This is a genomic window from Mycobacterium asiaticum (assembly GCF_001673365.1).
Taxonomy (GTDB): domain Bacteria; phylum Actinomycetota; class Actinomycetes; order Mycobacteriales; family Mycobacteriaceae; genus Mycobacterium; species Mycobacterium asiaticum_A.
This window is the reverse complement of the sequence record NZ_LZLS01000002.1, coordinates 24,575-38,790: the sequence shown is the minus strand read 5'-3', so window position 1 is coordinate 38,790 and position 14,216 is coordinate 24,575. Positions and strand designations below refer to the sequence as shown.

The window sequence follows — 14,216 nt, the reverse complement described above, 5'->3', positions numbered from 1 at the left end:
ACCAGTGGCCGGGAAACACCGTCGGGTCGCCGGGCAGGGCGGCAAGTTGCTGCAGGCTGCGATACATCTCGTCGGAATCGCCGCCGGGGAAGTCGGTGCGCCCGCAGCCGTCCAAAAACAAGGTGTCGCCGGCGACGAGCCGGCCGTCGAGCAGAAAGCACTGGCTCCCCGGCGTGTGCCCCGGGGTGTGCAACAACTCGATCTCGATATCGCCGATGCTGATCTTGTCGCGATGGCCGTGGGTGGTCAGGTCGCTCATCGCGATCCCGGTGATCCGGGACACCCACAGCGCCTCCTCGGAGTTCACATGGATCGGTACGCTCACCCGTTCCAGCAGCTCAGCGAGGCCCTTGAGCTCAAATCCCATCATCGACCCGCCGATGTGGTCGGGGTGGTGATGGGTCACCAGCACACCGGACAGATGCAGGCCGTCGGATTCCAACGCGTCGACGAGGTCTCCGGCGGCGTAGGCCGGGTCGACGACGACGCAGTCCCCGGTCTCGCGGTCGCCGATCAAGTAGGCGAAGTTGCGCATCTGCGCCGCGATCGGGTCGCCGGCGGCGAAATCGCGGCCGGAGAGCAGTTGGCGGAAGTACAACCGGTCCGAATCTGACACGCCACCAGAGTATGGGCCGCCCCGCAGTCGACCAACTCCGCCGTCACCGAAGCGTCGCGGGGCGCCGAAACTGCCGGTAAAGCGCCTAAATGGGATGGTTCCGGGTGGTGGGTAATAGGTATCGTTGGTCCATGTTGAAACGGGTGGAGATTGTGGTTGACGTCGACCTCGTCGACGAGATCATTCGGCGCTACCACCTGGCCGATGCGCGAGAGGCCGTCAATATCGCCCTGCGGGCGATGATCGACGTAGCCGACAACACCGAACACGATCCGCAGGACGACGAATGCGACGAGTTCAGCGATCTCAGTGCCTGGGTCCCGCACCGCAACGGCAGTCCCGGTTGACGTTCGGTCGCTACCCGCGCACGTGGTTTGGCTACGTTGCAGGCCACGCTGTACCCTCTTTTTGGCCTTGATAGCGCACCTGCACGACTGGTCGCTTCGGGTGAACGGCCCCCTTAGCTCAGTCGGTAGAGCGTTTCCATGGTAAGGAAAAGGTCAACGGTTCGATTCCGTTAGGGGGCTCGGCGGACGCCGAGCAAGGTGGCGGTACCAGAGGCGATGTAGCTCAGTCGGTTAGAGCGAACGACTCATAATCGTTAGGTCGCCGGTTCGAGTCCGGCCATCGCTACAAAACAACATCGAGACTTTGACGAGATTGACAGAGAACTGAGAGAAGAAAGTCATGGCTTCCAGTACTGATGTACGGCCGAAGATCACGTTGGCCTGCGAGGTGTGCAAGCACCGTAACTACATCACCAAGAAGAACCGTCGCAACGACCCTGACCGGTTGGAGCTGAAGAAGTTCTGCCCGAATTGCGGTAAGCACCAAGGGCACCGCGAAACGCGGTAACTGCCCACCACAAGCAGTGGTCTCAGTCTGGCCGAAGATTCGTAGGTAGGTTCGAAAATCGTGGCGTTGTCCGAAAAGATCGTCGGGATGCACTACCGCTATCCCGACTATTACCTGGTCGAGCGAGAAAAGATTCGCGAGCACGCGACGGCTGTGCAAAACGATGACGCCGCGTTCTTCGACGACAAGGCGGCGGCAGAACTGGGCTACGACGGACTGGCGGCTCCGCTGACGTTCATTTGCGTCTTCGGCTACAAGGCGCAATCGGCTTTTTTCGACTATGCCAACATCGCCATTTCGGACGAGAAGATCGTCCAGATCGATCAGGTATTGAAGTTCGAGAAGCCGATCGTCGCGGGCGACAAACTTTACTGTGACGTATACGTGGATTCTGTGCGTGAGGCGCATGGCACCCAGATCATCGTGACCAAGAACATCATCACCAATGACGCTGGTGACATTGTGCAAGAGACCTACACGACGCTGGCAGGTCGTTCCGGCGAAGACGGGGAAGAAGGATTTTCAGATGCCTCTGCGTGAGTTCAGTTCGGTGCAGGTGGGTGACCAGCTGCCGGAGCGGACCTACCCGTTGACCCGACAGGATCTGGTCAATTACGCGGGGGTGTCGGGTGACTTGAACCCGATTCACTGGGACGACGAGATCGCCAAAATGGTCGGTCTGGACACCGCCATCGCGCACGGCATGCTGACCATGGGGATCGGCGGCGGCTACGTCACGTCGTGGGTCGGCGACCCGGGCGCCGTCACCGAATACAACGTGCGCTTCACCGCGGTAGTCCCGGTGCCCAATGACAGCAAGGGTGCTGAGCTGGTGTTCAGCGGCCGGGTGAAGTCCGTTGACCCGGAAACCAAATCGGTGACCATCGCGCTCACCGCGACGACCGGCGGCAAGAAAATCTTCGGTCGGGCTGTCGCCTCGGCGAAGTTGGCCTAGCGGATGGCGCTCAAAACAGATATTCGCGGTATGACTTGGCAGTACCCCGACTACTTCGAGGTGGGCCGCGAGCAGGTTCGGCAATTTTCCCGGTCGATCAAGTGCGACGATCAGGCCTGCTACGACGAGGCCGCGGCCGCCGAGAGTGGCTACGACCGCCTCGTCGCCCCGCTGACCTTTGTGTCCATCCTGGCAAAACTGATCCAGGACGATTTCTTCCGCAATGTCGACGTCGGCTTCGAGACCATGCAGATCGTGCAGGTCGACCAGAAGTTCGTCTACCACGCGCCGATACATGTCGGTGACAAGCTCTACGGCAGCCTGCGCATCGAATCCGTGAACGAGCGGTTCGGCGCCGACATCGTGGTCACGAAGAACTTTTGCCACAACCAGGACGGCGCGCTGGTTTTGGAGGCCTACACGACCCTGATGGGCCACGAGGGCGACAACTCGATCCAGCTCAAATGGGACAAGGAAAGCGGCCAGGTCGTCCGAACCGCCTAATTAGTATCTGGCTCCCACGTGGATGTACACTCGTTCGTCGGGGTTTTCCCATTACAAGCGCGCTGTCCGGTCGGTTCGCGATTGCCGAACGGGGGGCGCGCGAGTCATGTAAGCCCTGGAAATAGGGGCGTAGCTCAACTGGCAGAGCAGCGGTCTCCAAAACCGCAGGTTGCAGGTTCAAGTCCTGTCGCCCCTGCTGACGGTGAGTCATCGGTATCGTGCCATGGTGGACACTGTAAGAGTGGCCGGGAGCCGAAAGGCTCTTGAAATAGGCGCGAAAGCTAGCGAACAAAGGAGCATGCGGTGAGCGACGAAGGCGACGCTGCCGACGACGCCGCAGGCGACGGCAGTGCTGTAGTGACCAAAGCCGTGGCGCGGCCACAGCGGCCCACGGGCAAACGGACCCGGGCGCGCGCCGTAGAGGCACCGGAAGAGGACGACGACGACTCGACCGAGGTCGTGCTCACCAAGAAGCAGCCGGCCAAAAAAGATGCGGCCAAGGACACCGCAAAGACCAAGTCCACACCGAAAGCCAAGCCGAAGAAGCCGAAGAAGGCGGGAGCGTCGAGTTCGGCCAACCCGTTGATGTTCGTCTACAACTACATCAAGCAGGTTGTAGCCGAGATGCGGAAGGTGATCTGGCCCAACCGCAAGCAGATGCTTACCTACACGTCCGTGGTGCTGGCGTTCTTGGCCTTCATGGTGGCGCTGGTGGCCGGTGCGGACTTGGGTTTGAGCAAGCTCGTGCTGATGGTGTTCGGCTGAGACTTCAGAGCTATAGAGAGGACTGAAAACCGTGACTACCTTCGACGGTGACACGTCCGCGGGTGAGGCGGTCGACGTGCAAGAGGCGGGTACCCCGGAGGGTGCAGAGGGCGCAGTTGCCCCAGCCGAAGACGTCGACCCCGTTGCCGCCCTCAAGGCGGACCTGCGCAGCAAGCCGGGCGACTGGTACGTCATCCATTCCTACGCGGGATACGAGAACAAGGTGAAAGCCAACCTCGAAACCCGCGTACAGAACCTTGACGTCGGCGACTACATCTTCCAGGTGGAGGTTCCCACCGAAGAGGTCACCGAGATCAAGAACGGTCAGCGCAAGCAGGTCAACCGCAAGGTGCTGCCCGGCTACATCCTGGTGCGAATGGACTTGACCGACGACTCGTGGGCCGCGGTGCGTAATACCCCCGGCGTGACCGGTTTTGTCGGTGCGACCTCGCGCCCGTCGGCACTTTCGCTCGACGACGTGGTGAAGTTCCTGCTGCCGCCGGGTGCGGCGAAGAAGGCCGCCAAGGGCGCGGCGAGCACCGCCGCCGCGGCAGAGACCGGTGGGCTGGAACGTCCGGTCGTCGAGGTCGACTACGAGGTCGGCGAATCGGTGACGGTTATGGACGGGCCCTTTGCGACGTTGCCCGCCACCATCAGCGAGGTCAACGGCGAACAGCAGAAGCTCAAGGTGCTGGTGTCCATCTTCGGCCGCGAAACACCGGTGGAACTAACCTTCAGCCAGGTCTCCAAAATTTAGCCCCGCCGCCTTGGGTGGGCTCTGAACTAAGCAAAACCAGGAAGGAACATCGACATCCCATGGCCCCGAAGAAGAAGAAAGTCACCGGGCTGATCAAGCTCCAGATCACGGCGGGGCAGGCTAACCCTGCGCCGCCCGTCGGCCCCGCGCTCGGCCAGCACGGCGTCAACATCATGGAGTTCTGCAAGGCGTACAACGCCGCGACAGAGAACCAGCGCGGCAACGTCATCCCAGTGGAGATCACGGTCTACGAGGACCGCAGCTTCACCTTCGCATTGAAGACGCCGCCGGCGGCCAAGCTGCTGCTCAAAGCCGCGGGTGTGCAGAAGGGCTCCGCGGAACCGCACAAGACCAAGGTCGCCAAGGTCACCTGGGACCAGGTTCGCGAGATCGCCGAGACCAAGAAGACCGATCTCAACGCCAACGACATCGACGCCGCCGCCAAGATCATCGCCGGGACCGCCCGGTCGATGGGCATCACGGTCGAATAGTTCGACACATCAGAACGCGTGGGAGGGCCAGCTCCGGCCCGCCGACCACGACCCAACACAGATTGGATATCCAATGAGCAAGACCAGCAAGGCATACCGCGCCGCCGCCGAGAAGGTGGACCGCAACAACCTCTACACCCCGCTGCAGGCCGCGCGGCTGGCCAAGGAGACGTCGTCGACCAAGCAGGATGCGACCGTCGAGGTGGCTATCCGGCTCGGCGTCGACCCGCGCAAGGCAGACCAGATGGTCCGCGGCACGGTGAACCTGCCGCACGGAACCGGTAAGACCGCCCGCGTTGCGGTGTTCGCGGTTGGTGAGAAGGCCGATGCCGCCGTCGCAGCAGGCGCCGACGTGGTCGGCAGCGACGATCTGATCGAGAAGATCCAGGGCGGGTTCCTGGACTTCGATGCCGCGATCGCGACGCCCGACCAGATGGCCAAGGTGGGTCGTATCGCCCGGGTGCTCGGGCCGCGTGGCCTGATGCCGAACCCCAAGACCGGCACCGTGACCCCCGATGTCGCCAAGGCTGTTGCCGACATCAAGGGCGGCAAGATCAACTTCCGCGTCGACAAGCAGGCCAACCTGCACTTCGTGATCGGCAAAGCGTCATTCGACGAGGCGAAGCTCGCCGAGAACTATGGCGCCGCGCTGGACGAGGTGCTGCGGCACAAGCCGTCGTCGTCCAAGGGCCGTTACCTGAAGAAGGTCGTCGTGTCGACGACGACCGGACCGGGCATCCCCGTGGACCCGTCGATCACCCGCAACTTCACCGCCGAGGCGGAGTAAGCGGCTGACGCCGCTCACCCGCGAGTGAGCGGCGTCTGAGGCCGCCGCTCCCGGTCGACGAGAGTGAATCCCGCGACGTTCCAGCGGCGTGTCGCGTCGTGAAATTCACTTTCGGCGAGGGGGATCCGGGGGAGGGTTCAGGCGAGCCCAGAACTACCCGCCGCACTCGGTGATGCGCCGCCGTAAGAACTCGCGGCCCGGCTCGGAACCGTTGGCCTCCAACGCTGTTCGGTACCAGACCACGGCATCGGCCGGTCGTCCGGCGCGTCGCAACAGATCGGCGCGCACCGAGGCAACCAGGTTCGACCGGGCCAGCCGTGGATCGTGGGCCACTTTCTCCAGCGCGGCCAGACCCGCCTCGGAGCCGTCGCGGAAACCGACGGCCAGCGCGCGGTTGGCCAGCACCACCGGTGAGTCGGTCAACCGCAGCAGCCGATCGTAGGCCGCGCAGATGGTTGCCCAATCGGTCTGCTCCCAGGACGGCGCCGTGGCGTGCAGCGCGGCGATCACCGCCTGCGGCAGATAAGCGCCGCTCGACCCCTGCGCCTGGCGCAGCCGTTCCAAGCCGCGGGTAATCCGACTCCGGTCCCATCGCCGCCGGTCCTGCTCCTCAAGCGGCACCAGCGCGCCGGCGGCGTTCACCCGGGCGGAACGTCGCGAATCATGAAGCAGGACAAGGGCTGCCAAGGCATGCGCCTCCTTGGCCTCCTGCGTCGGCATCAGAGCGCACAACTCTTCGGCAAGCCGCACCCCCTCATCGCACAGTTCGTCACGGATGGCCGACGGACCGGCCGTGGACCAGTAGTCCTCGGTGAACACCGAGTAGATGCAGCTGAGCACGTGTGGAGTGCGTTCGGCCAGCAGCTCCGCGGGCGGCACCCGAAGTGGAATGTTTGCGTGCCGGATCTTGTTCTTGGCCCGCGTAATTCGCTGTCCGACGGCCGTCTCCGACTGCAGCAGGGCGCGGGCTATCTCGGCGACCGTCAGCCCGCTCACCAACCGCAACGTGAGCGCCAGTTGCGACTGTCGGTCCAGCGCCGGATGGGCGCAGGTGAACATCATTCGCAGTTCGTCATCGCGCACCGGCTGCGGGTCACAATTGTCGGTGCGGGCCCGGATGTCGTCCAACACGGCCGCCAATTCCTTTCGGGGACGGACGGATTCGCGCCGGAGCCGATCCCGGGCTCGGTTGCGGCCAACCGTGATGAGCCAGCCGCCGGGACTGTCCGGCACCCCGTCCCGGGGCCAGACGCGCAGCGCCTCGGCGCAGGCTTCCTGGACGGCGTCTTCCGCGACGGTGAGATCACCAGACCACCGGGCGAGCGCGGCGACGGCTGGTCCCCATTCCCGGCGGAAGACGCCGGCCAGGCTGGTCATTCGGCGGCTACAGTCCCGACGCCCCCGCGAGCTGTCGAAGTTCGACCTTAGAAGCGGGAATCATGGCGGCTACTTTGGCGGCCTCGTCGCGGTTGCCGGTGAGCACGTAGAAGCCATTGGCCACCTCGGCACCTTCCACATAGGGGCCATCGGTGATCAGGACCCCGCTGTCGCGCACCCGCACCGTGGTTGCGGTGGACGGTTCGTGCAGCGCCGCCCCACCTATGACGCGCTCGCCGGCCGCGGCCGCGAATTCGCCATGCGGCGCCGCCATGGCCTGCCATTCCGGCGTGCCGGGCGGCACCGCGTTCGACGGCGGTTCGAGCAGTAGTGCCAGCCAATGGGTGCCGGACGGACGGCGGCACTCGAAGGTGCCGAACATCGGCCACACCTCCACGGCGCCGAAGGCGGCGGCCGGGATGTCCCGCGCCAACTCCAGGGCATCGTCCAGGTTCTCCGCCTCCAACACGTAGTAACCGCAGGCCACCTCGGCGGCTTCGGCGAATGGGCCGTCGGTGACGACGGGAGCATCAGGACCGCCGGTGATGACCATCCCGGTCGAGGTGGGGGTGAGCGCATCGCCGGCACGGATCGCCGAAGCGGCCTTCGCGTGAAAGCCCTGAAATGCCGCCTTCGTGGCGCCACGCTCGTCGGGCGTGAGGTTTCTTTCTTCGCTGATCAACAAAGCGAGGTATTGCATCTGTCGTGACCTCCGGTGGGGAGCGGAACCCTTGTGTCCCACTCTCTACCTTTACGACGAATACCGGCCCCGCCAATCCGACAGTTACCGCTAAATTAGGCGGCGCCGGGCTTGAGGTAGGTCACCAGGCTGACGTCGAGCATCTCGTCGTCGAAGTAGTGCTCACAGCCGCGCAGGTACTTCATGTACCGCTGGTAGACCTCTTCAGAGGTCACCTCGATGGCCTTTTCCCGGTTGGATTCCAGGGTGTCACCCCAGATGTGCAGCGTCTTGATGTAGTGCGGGCGCAACGAAAGCGGTTCGGGGACAACAAATCCCGCCTTCTCGCCGTGCTCGATCATCATCCCGGTCGACGGTAGTCGGCCACCCGGGAAGATCTCGGTGACGATGAACTTGATGAACCGCACCGTCTCGAAGGTGATCTTCTTGCCGCGGGCCGCCATGTCGTACGGGTGGTAGCTGACGCTGCTCTGGACGGTCATCCGGCCGTCCTCGGGCATGATGTCAAAACACCGCTTGAAGAAGTCGTCGTAGTTCTCGTGCCCGAAGTGCTCGAAGGCCTCGATGGACACAATGCGGTCGACCGGTTCGTTGAAGTCCTCCCAGCCGTGTAGCAGTACCCGGCGGGAGCGGTTGGTGTCGATTGAGTCCAACACTTGCTGCGAACGGGCATGCTGGTTTTTGGACAGAGTCAGACCGATGACGTTGACGTCGTACTTCTCGACGGCACGCTTCATTGTGGTACCCCAGCCGCACCCGATGTCCAGCAGCGTCATCCCGGGCTTGAGGTCCAACTGGTCCAGGTTCAGGTCGACTTTGGCGATCTGGGCTTCCTCGAGGGAAATCTCCGGCGGCTCGAAGTAAGCGCAGCTGTAGGTGCGAGTCGGGTCCTGGAACAGGGCGAAGAAGTCGTCGGAAACGTCGTAGTGCGCCTGGATTTCCTCGAACTGTCTTGGCTTGGTCAGGGCATCGGTCGGATTATCGGCCATTGCTGTGGTGTTCTCCTGGATGATGTGCCGCTACCTCGTCGCGCGTGCGGCTCCTAGGTGTCTGACGTGCAACCTTACCCGATCTGGCGGGGCCGGCTGACCGGCCTGGCAACCTGCGCTCGGCCATTGAACCCTACTTCTGCAGCGTGAAGTGGTTACAGTCGATGTACCCGATCCGGAAGGACTCGGCGCTGCCCGTCAGGTACTTCATATACCGCTCATAGATCTCTTCAGACTGGATCTCGATGGCCTCGTCCTTATGGGCCGAGAGGGCTTCGGCCCACAGATCAAGGGTTCTGGCGAAGTGCAGTTGCAGAGATTCGACATGGGACACGGTGAAGCCGGCCCTGGTCGCGTGGTCGTTGACCTTCTCGATTGACGGCAACCGGCCGCCGGGGAAGATCTCGGTCACGATGAACTTGATGAATCGCGCCATCTCGAAGGTAACCGGCATGCCGCGCTCGACAATCTGCCCTCCGGTCAGACCAGTGATTGAGTGCAACAGCATGACGCCATCGGCGGGCAGCGCGTTGTAAACGAATTTGAAGAACTCGTCGTAGCGATGGAAGCCGAAGTGTTCCAACGCTTCGATGGTGATGATGCGGTCCACTTCGCCGCTGAAATCGCTCCAGTCGCTCAGCAGGACCCGGTACGAGCGGTTTGTGTCCACCTGGTCCAGCAGTCGTTCGCAGTAGGAGTGCTGGTTCTTGGACAACGTGACGCCGACGACGTTGACGTCGTATTTCTCCAGGGCGCGTTTCATCGTCGAACCCCAACCGCAGCCGACATCGAGCAGTGTCATGCCAGGCTCGAGCCCAAGTTTGCCCAGCGCGAGGTCCAGCTTGGCGATCTGGGCCTCTTGCAGGGTCATCGTGTCGCGTTCGAAGTAAGCACAGCTGTAGGTCCGAGTCGGATCGGTGAACAGCTCGAAGAACTCGTTGGAGATGTCGTAGTGCGCCTGAACGTCGTCGTTGTTCTCACGCTTGGTCCGGGCGCGCGTTAGGTTGTTAGACATACGTCCTCCCGATGGGACAGGCCCACCCCCCACGAGGGGACCATCCCCCGGCACCCTACACGCGCGTGCGTGCATCCTCCGTATCTGAAAGCAGTGGTGCCGCCATTTTTCGAATAAGACCTAACAGGCGTCACTCTGGTCGCTTATTTCTCCAGGGTGAACTGGTTGACGTCGATGTAGCCAACCCGGAATGAGTCGGCGCAACCCGTGAGGTACTTCATGTACCGCTGGTAGACCTCTTCGGACTGGATTTCGATGGCTTCGGCTTTGTGCGCCTGCAAAGCCTCGGCCCACAGGTCGAGGGTCTTCGCATAGTGCGGTTGTAGCGACTGGCGGCGGGTCAGCTTGAACCCGAATTTCGCCGAGTGGTCGGTGACTTTCTCGATCGACGGCAACCGCCCGCCCGGGAAAATCTCGGTCATGATGAATTTGCTGAAGCGGGCCATTTCGAAGGTCAACGGCATGCCGCGTTCGATCATCTGCGGACCCGTCAGCGCGGTGATCGTGTGTAGCAACATCACGCCGTCGGCCGGCAGCAGCTTGTGCGCCAGGGTGAAGAAGTCGTCATAACGGTCGTGACCGAAGTGCTCGAACGCGCCGATCGACACAATGCGGTCGACGGGCTCGTCGAACTGCTCCCAGCCTTCCAGCAGCACCCGCCGTTGACGCTGGGTGTCCAGCTCATCGAAGGTCTGTTGCACGTGTGCGGCCTGGTTCTTCGACAAGGTCAGGCCGACGACGTTCACGTCGTACTTTTCGATCGCGCGACGCATGGTGGCGCCCCAACCGCAGCCGACGTCCAGCAGCGTCATGCCGGGCTGCAAGCCCAGCTTGCCCAGCGCCAGGTCGATCTTGGCGAGCTGAGCCTCTTCCAAGGTCATATCGTCGCGCTCGAAATACGCGCAGCTGTAAGTCTGAGTCGGATCCAAAAACAGGCGGAAGAAATCATCGGACAGGTCGTAGTGCGCCTGCACGTCGTCAAAGTGCGGCTTCAGCTTCTCAGCCATGATGTTGGTGTATGCCTTCCCGGGCCGTGCAGGCCCCGCAATCGCATGCCGAATTTCTCGCATCCCCCGTAGCATGCTGGAAGGCATGTTATCCGATGCGGGCGTGCATCGCTAAACCGCGACCGCGTCTTAGCAGGTCAGCGGGGTTCTGTTACTTCGTCAGGGTGTACTGAGCGACGTTGGACAGACCCTTGCGGAATAGGTTCGCGCAGCCAGTTAGGTAGCGCATGAAGCGGTCGTAGACCTCTTGCGACTGGATGGCGATCGCTTCGTCGCGGTGGGCCTCCAAATTCGCCGCCCACATGTCCAGGGTTCGTGCGTAATGCGGCTGCAGGTACTGAATTTCGCCGACCGAAAAGCCGCTGTTCTTCGCGTTGTCGATGATGTCGACTTCGCCGCACATTCCGCCACCCGGGAAAATCTCCGTCGCCAAAAAACGGAAGAAACGCAGATCGCTCATGGTCACCGTGATGCCATGGTCGCGCCAGTAGGTCTGCTCATGGGTGAAGATGCTGTGCAGCAGCATCCGGCCGTCGTCCGGCAGAATTTCGTAGGCGCGATCGAAGAATGCGGGCCAACGCTCCTTCTTGAAGGCGTCGAATGCTTCGAAGCTGACGATTCGGTCGACCTTCTCGTTGAACTCTTCCCAACCCTGCAGTCGCGCTTCGGCGCGGCGCGTGGTGTTGATCGCGGCCAGCCTGGCCTTGCTGCGCAGATAGTGGTTCCGGCTCAACGTGACACCGATGACGTTGACGTCGTACTTCTCCAGCGCGCGGACCACCGCACCGCCCCAGCCGCAGCCCACGTCTAGCAGCGTCATGCCTGGCTCGAGGTTCAGCTTGTCCAGCGCCAGGTCCAACTTGGCTATCTGCGCCTCAGCGAGAGTCATGTCGTCGCGCTCGAAGTAGGCGCAGGTGTACACCATGTTCGGGTCCAGGAACAGGGCGAAAAAGTCGTCGGAAATGTCGTACGTCGCCTGCGACTCTTCGTAATACGGCCTCAGTTCAGCCATTTGGGACCACCTCCAGCGGACACCGTAGTCTCTCCTATTTGCTCGATAACCGGGTGCGTGAGCCGCCGGCTCCGGCTCAACCGACGGCAGCGAAGTTGTTTCGCAGCTCGCCAATCACGCGATCCCACAATTGCTTGGGCAGATCATGTCCCATACCGTCGACCAACACCAATCGAGCACCATTGATCGCTCGGGCAATGGCGCGGCCGCCGACCGGGCGCATCAGCTTATCCGCTCGACCGTGGATAACCACAGTCGGCGCAGCAATCATCCGGTCGTAGTGGCGCAGACTGCCGCTGCCCAGGATCGCGCTGAACTGCTGAGAGATGCCCCACGGATGGAAGTTACGGTCGTAGGCTTCCTCGGCGTCGGCGCGAACCTGTTCTTCGGGCGTGGGGTAGCCGGGGCTGCCGATGATCTTGCTGACCCGAATCGAGTTGTCGATGATGACCTCGCGCGGCGAACTCGGTGGTGGTCCCTTGATCAGGGAGAGCAGGGCGCGCGGCGCCGGGGGCGGCAGGAAGCGGTGATTGTTGCTGGAAAAGATGATTCCCAGCGTCTTGGTCCGCTCGGCGAACCGGGCCGCGAAGACCTGAGCGATCATGCCGCCCATCGAAGCCCCGACAATGTGCGCTTGGCTGATGTCGAGGTGATCGAGCAGGGCCGCAGCGTCATCGGCCATGTCGTCCAGCGTGTACGCCGCCCGACTGGGCAGACCGAGAAACGACCGCGCCATCCGGGTGACCAGCGGCTGCGGGGAGGGGTGACGCTCGGTCTTGGTCGATAGCCCGACATCCCGGTTGTCGTAGCGGATGACGCGCAGTCCGTGCCCCGCGAGCCGCTCGCAGAACTCGGTGCGCCACAGCAGCATCTGGGCGCCCAGACCCATGATGAGCAGCACGGGAGGGTGATCGAGATCGCCCATGTCCTCGTAGTACAGCTTCACGTCACCTGATACCGCGGTGCCGCTGCGAACTTCCACTTGTTTACCTAAACCTCTACATCCGATTGATGCTCGCGGCTGACCTCGACCATAAAGTTGGCGAAGTAGCCGGTGAGCTGCGGGTCCGACATCATCTGCCACTTGGGGGCCAACAGCTTCATGTACCGCTCCACGTAGAGGAACTGCTTGCCGATCAGCACCAACTCGCGTGGCAGCTTGACATCATAGGCGTCGGCCAGCGCCGAGAGCTGGCGTCCGATGTCGGCATACGACATGTCGCCCAGCGATTGCATGGTCAGCGGGGTGGCGAACTTCTCCAGGTCCTTGGCGGCCTCTGCCTCTGGCTTCATGGTCCCCACCGCGCCCATCAGCACCACGATCTTGCCGGCCGCGGCGTGATCCTTCTTGACCAGTAACGCGTACACCAGCTCACGCAGCAGCCAGCGGGTGCGCGGATCGATGCGACCCATGATCCCGAAGTCGAAGAACACAATCCGGCCTTGATCGTCGACGTAAAGGTTGCCCGCGTGCAGGTCGCCGTGGAACAGCCCGTGCCGAAGCCCGCCCTCGAACACGCTGAACAGCAGGGCTTTGACGAGTTCGGTGCCGTCGAAGCCGGCTTTGCGGATCGCGGCGACGTTATCGATGCGGATGCCATGCACCCGTTCCATCGTCAATACCCGCTCGCTGGTGAAGTTCCAGTGCACCTGCGGCACCCGGATGTTCTTGCCCAGCGCAGAGGTGTGCAGATGGGAAACCCACGCGTCCATCGACTGCGCCTCGAGACGGAAATCCAACTCCTCGGCCAGGTTGTCGGAAAAGTCGGCGACGACGTCCTGTGCTGACAACCGGCGACCCAACTTCGCCAGTTCGACGGCCTGGGCAAAGCGCTGCAGAATCTGCAGGTCCGCGGCGACCCGGCGACGGATACCCGGCCGCTGGATCTTGACGACAACCTCCTCGCCGGTCTTCAGCGTGGCGTAATGCACCTGCGCGATCGACGCCGAGGCGAACGGCTGCTCCTCGAAGCTGGCGAACAGGTTCGCCGGCTCGTTGCCGAGTTCCTCGACGAACAGCTTGTGCACCTCGTTGGTGTCGGCCGGCGGCACCCGGTCGAGCAGGCTGCGGAATTCGCGGGACAACGACTCGCCGAACGCGCCGGGACTCGACGCGATGATCTGCCCGAACTTCACATACGTCGGACCCAGGTCGGCGAACGTCTGCGGAACTTCCTTGATGATCTTCTGCTGCCAGGACCCTTTGCCTGGCAGTCGGGTGACCACGCGAGCGGCGGTACGGGTGACCTGCCAACCTGTGACGGCTACCCGGGCCGCTTCGACCGGTAGCGGCACGCGGTCAAGCTTGGCCACATCACGGTGTTTAGTGGAACTCATTTCTGCAGTCTGCCAAATTTGGGCAGTCGATTCCCAATTCGATCCGAAT

General features: G+C 62.6%; 18 protein-coding genes and 3 tRNA genes. 12 read left to right on the top strand and 9 right to left on the bottom strand.

Annotated elements, in window-relative coordinates:
• Window positions 1-616: MBL fold metallo-hydrolase (locus tag A5634_RS00205; RefSeq protein ID WP_065142076.1), on the bottom strand; the 616-nt coding region annotated here is incomplete at its 3' end.
• Window positions 617-747: 131 nt separating this feature from the next.
• On the opposite strand from A5634_RS00205, the gene A5634_RS00200 reads away from it, so the two are divergent.
• The 12 genes from A5634_RS00200 to rplA all read left to right on the top strand — a co-directional run bounded on the left by A5634_RS00200 (window position 748) and on the right by rplA (window position 5,730).
• On the top strand, window positions 748-963 hold the full coding sequence (locus A5634_RS00200) for a type II toxin-antitoxin system VapB family antitoxin (protein ID WP_065142075.1): 216 nt from the start codon (window positions 748-750) through the stop codon (window positions 961-963).
• A 107-nt stretch (window positions 964-1,070) separates the two neighbouring features.
• Window positions 1,071-1,143 (top strand) — tRNA-Thr (locus A5634_RS00195).
• 32 nt (window positions 1,144-1,175) lie between these two features.
• Window positions 1,176-1,249: transfer RNA gene (locus A5634_RS00190), tRNA-Met, on the top strand.
• A gap of 54 nt (window positions 1,250-1,303) precedes the next feature.
• Complete coding sequence (rpmG, locus tag A5634_RS00185; RefSeq protein WP_036352522.1) at window positions 1,304-1,471, top strand: 50S ribosomal protein L33; 168 nt, start codon at window positions 1,304-1,306, stop codon at window positions 1,469-1,471.
• Window positions 1,472-1,531: 60 nt separating this feature from the next.
• Complete coding sequence (hadA, locus tag A5634_RS00180) at window positions 1,532-2,011, top strand: (3R)-hydroxyacyl-ACP dehydratase subunit HadA (RefSeq protein WP_065142074.1); 480 nt, start codon at window positions 1,532-1,534, stop codon at window positions 2,009-2,011.
• Window positions 1,998-2,426 (top strand): (3R)-hydroxyacyl-ACP dehydratase subunit HadB, encoded by a 429-nt coding sequence (gene hadB / locus A5634_RS00175; RefSeq protein WP_065142073.1) that lies wholly within the window; start codon window positions 1,998-2,000, stop codon window positions 2,424-2,426. The genes hadA and hadB overlap by 14 nt, the downstream gene beginning before the upstream one ends.
• A gap of 3 nt (window positions 2,427-2,429) precedes the next feature.
• Window positions 2,430-2,930 (top strand): (3R)-hydroxyacyl-ACP dehydratase subunit HadC, encoded by a 501-nt coding sequence (gene hadC / locus A5634_RS00170; protein WP_065142072.1) that lies wholly within the window; start codon window positions 2,430-2,432, stop codon window positions 2,928-2,930.
• 123 nt (window positions 2,931-3,053) lie between these two features.
• A tRNA-Trp gene (locus tag A5634_RS00165) sits at window positions 3,054-3,126 on the top strand.
• 107 nt (window positions 3,127-3,233) lie between these two features.
• A complete protein-coding gene (gene secE / locus A5634_RS00160; RefSeq protein WP_065142071.1) occupies window positions 3,234-3,695 on the top strand; it encodes a preprotein translocase subunit SecE in 462 nt (153 codons plus the stop codon).
• A gap of 31 nt (window positions 3,696-3,726) precedes the next feature.
• A complete protein-coding gene (gene nusG, locus A5634_RS00155) occupies window positions 3,727-4,452 on the top strand; it encodes a transcription termination/antitermination protein NusG (RefSeq protein ID WP_065142070.1) in 726 nt (241 codons plus the stop codon).
• Window positions 4,453-4,511: 59 nt separating this feature from the next.
• Complete coding sequence (rplK, locus tag A5634_RS00150; RefSeq protein ID WP_065035454.1) at window positions 4,512-4,943, top strand: 50S ribosomal protein L11; 432 nt, start codon at window positions 4,512-4,514, stop codon at window positions 4,941-4,943.
• A gap of 73 nt (window positions 4,944-5,016) precedes the next feature.
• Window positions 5,017-5,730 (top strand): 50S ribosomal protein L1, encoded by a 714-nt coding sequence (gene rplA, locus A5634_RS00145; protein WP_065142069.1) that lies wholly within the window; start codon window positions 5,017-5,019, stop codon window positions 5,728-5,730.
• Window positions 5,731-5,883: 153 nt separating this feature from the next.
• Here the strand turns inward: rplA and A5634_RS00140 are convergent, their stop codons facing one another.
• The 8 genes from A5634_RS00140 to A5634_RS00105 form a co-directional block, all read right to left on the bottom strand.
• Complete coding sequence (locus tag A5634_RS00140; RefSeq protein WP_065142068.1) at window positions 5,884-7,107, bottom strand: RNA polymerase sigma factor; 1,224 nt, start codon at window positions 7,105-7,107, stop codon at window positions 5,884-5,886.
• Between the two features lie 7 nt (window positions 7,108-7,114).
• Window positions 7,115-7,807, bottom strand: coding sequence for a YciI family protein (locus tag A5634_RS00135; protein ID WP_065142067.1), 693 nt, complete (start codon window positions 7,805-7,807; stop codon window positions 7,115-7,117).
• A 95-nt stretch (window positions 7,808-7,902) separates the two neighbouring features.
• Window positions 7,903-8,796: a hydroxymycolate synthase MmaA4 gene (mmaA4, locus tag A5634_RS00130; protein WP_065142066.1), complete on the bottom strand. Its 894-nt coding sequence runs from the start codon at window positions 8,794-8,796 to the stop codon at window positions 7,903-7,905.
• Window positions 8,797-8,929: 133 nt separating this feature from the next.
• Window positions 8,930-9,811, bottom strand: a complete 882-nt coding sequence (locus tag A5634_RS00125) for a cyclopropane mycolic acid synthase family methyltransferase (protein ID WP_065142065.1) — start codon at window positions 9,809-9,811, stop codon at window positions 8,930-8,932.
• Between the two features lie 143 nt (window positions 9,812-9,954).
• Window positions 9,955-10,818, bottom strand: coding sequence for a cyclopropane mycolic acid synthase MmaA2 (gene mmaA2, locus A5634_RS00120; RefSeq protein ID WP_065142080.1), 864 nt, complete (start codon window positions 10,816-10,818; stop codon window positions 9,955-9,957).
• 151 nt (window positions 10,819-10,969) lie between these two features.
• Window positions 10,970-11,830: a cyclopropane mycolic acid synthase family methyltransferase gene (locus A5634_RS00115; protein ID WP_065142064.1), complete on the bottom strand. Its 861-nt coding sequence runs from the start codon at window positions 11,828-11,830 to the stop codon at window positions 10,970-10,972.
• A gap of 76 nt (window positions 11,831-11,906) precedes the next feature.
• A complete protein-coding gene (locus A5634_RS00110; protein WP_065142063.1) occupies window positions 11,907-12,812 on the bottom strand; it encodes an alpha/beta fold hydrolase in 906 nt (301 codons plus the stop codon).
• Window positions 12,813-12,820: 8 nt separating this feature from the next.
• The gene (locus A5634_RS00105) at window positions 12,821-14,167 is read right to left on the bottom strand and encodes an ABC1 kinase family protein (RefSeq protein ID WP_065142062.1); all 1,347 of its coding nucleotides are present in this window, start codon (window positions 14,165-14,167) and stop codon (window positions 12,821-12,823) included.
• Window positions 14,168-14,216: the final 49 nt, after the last annotated feature.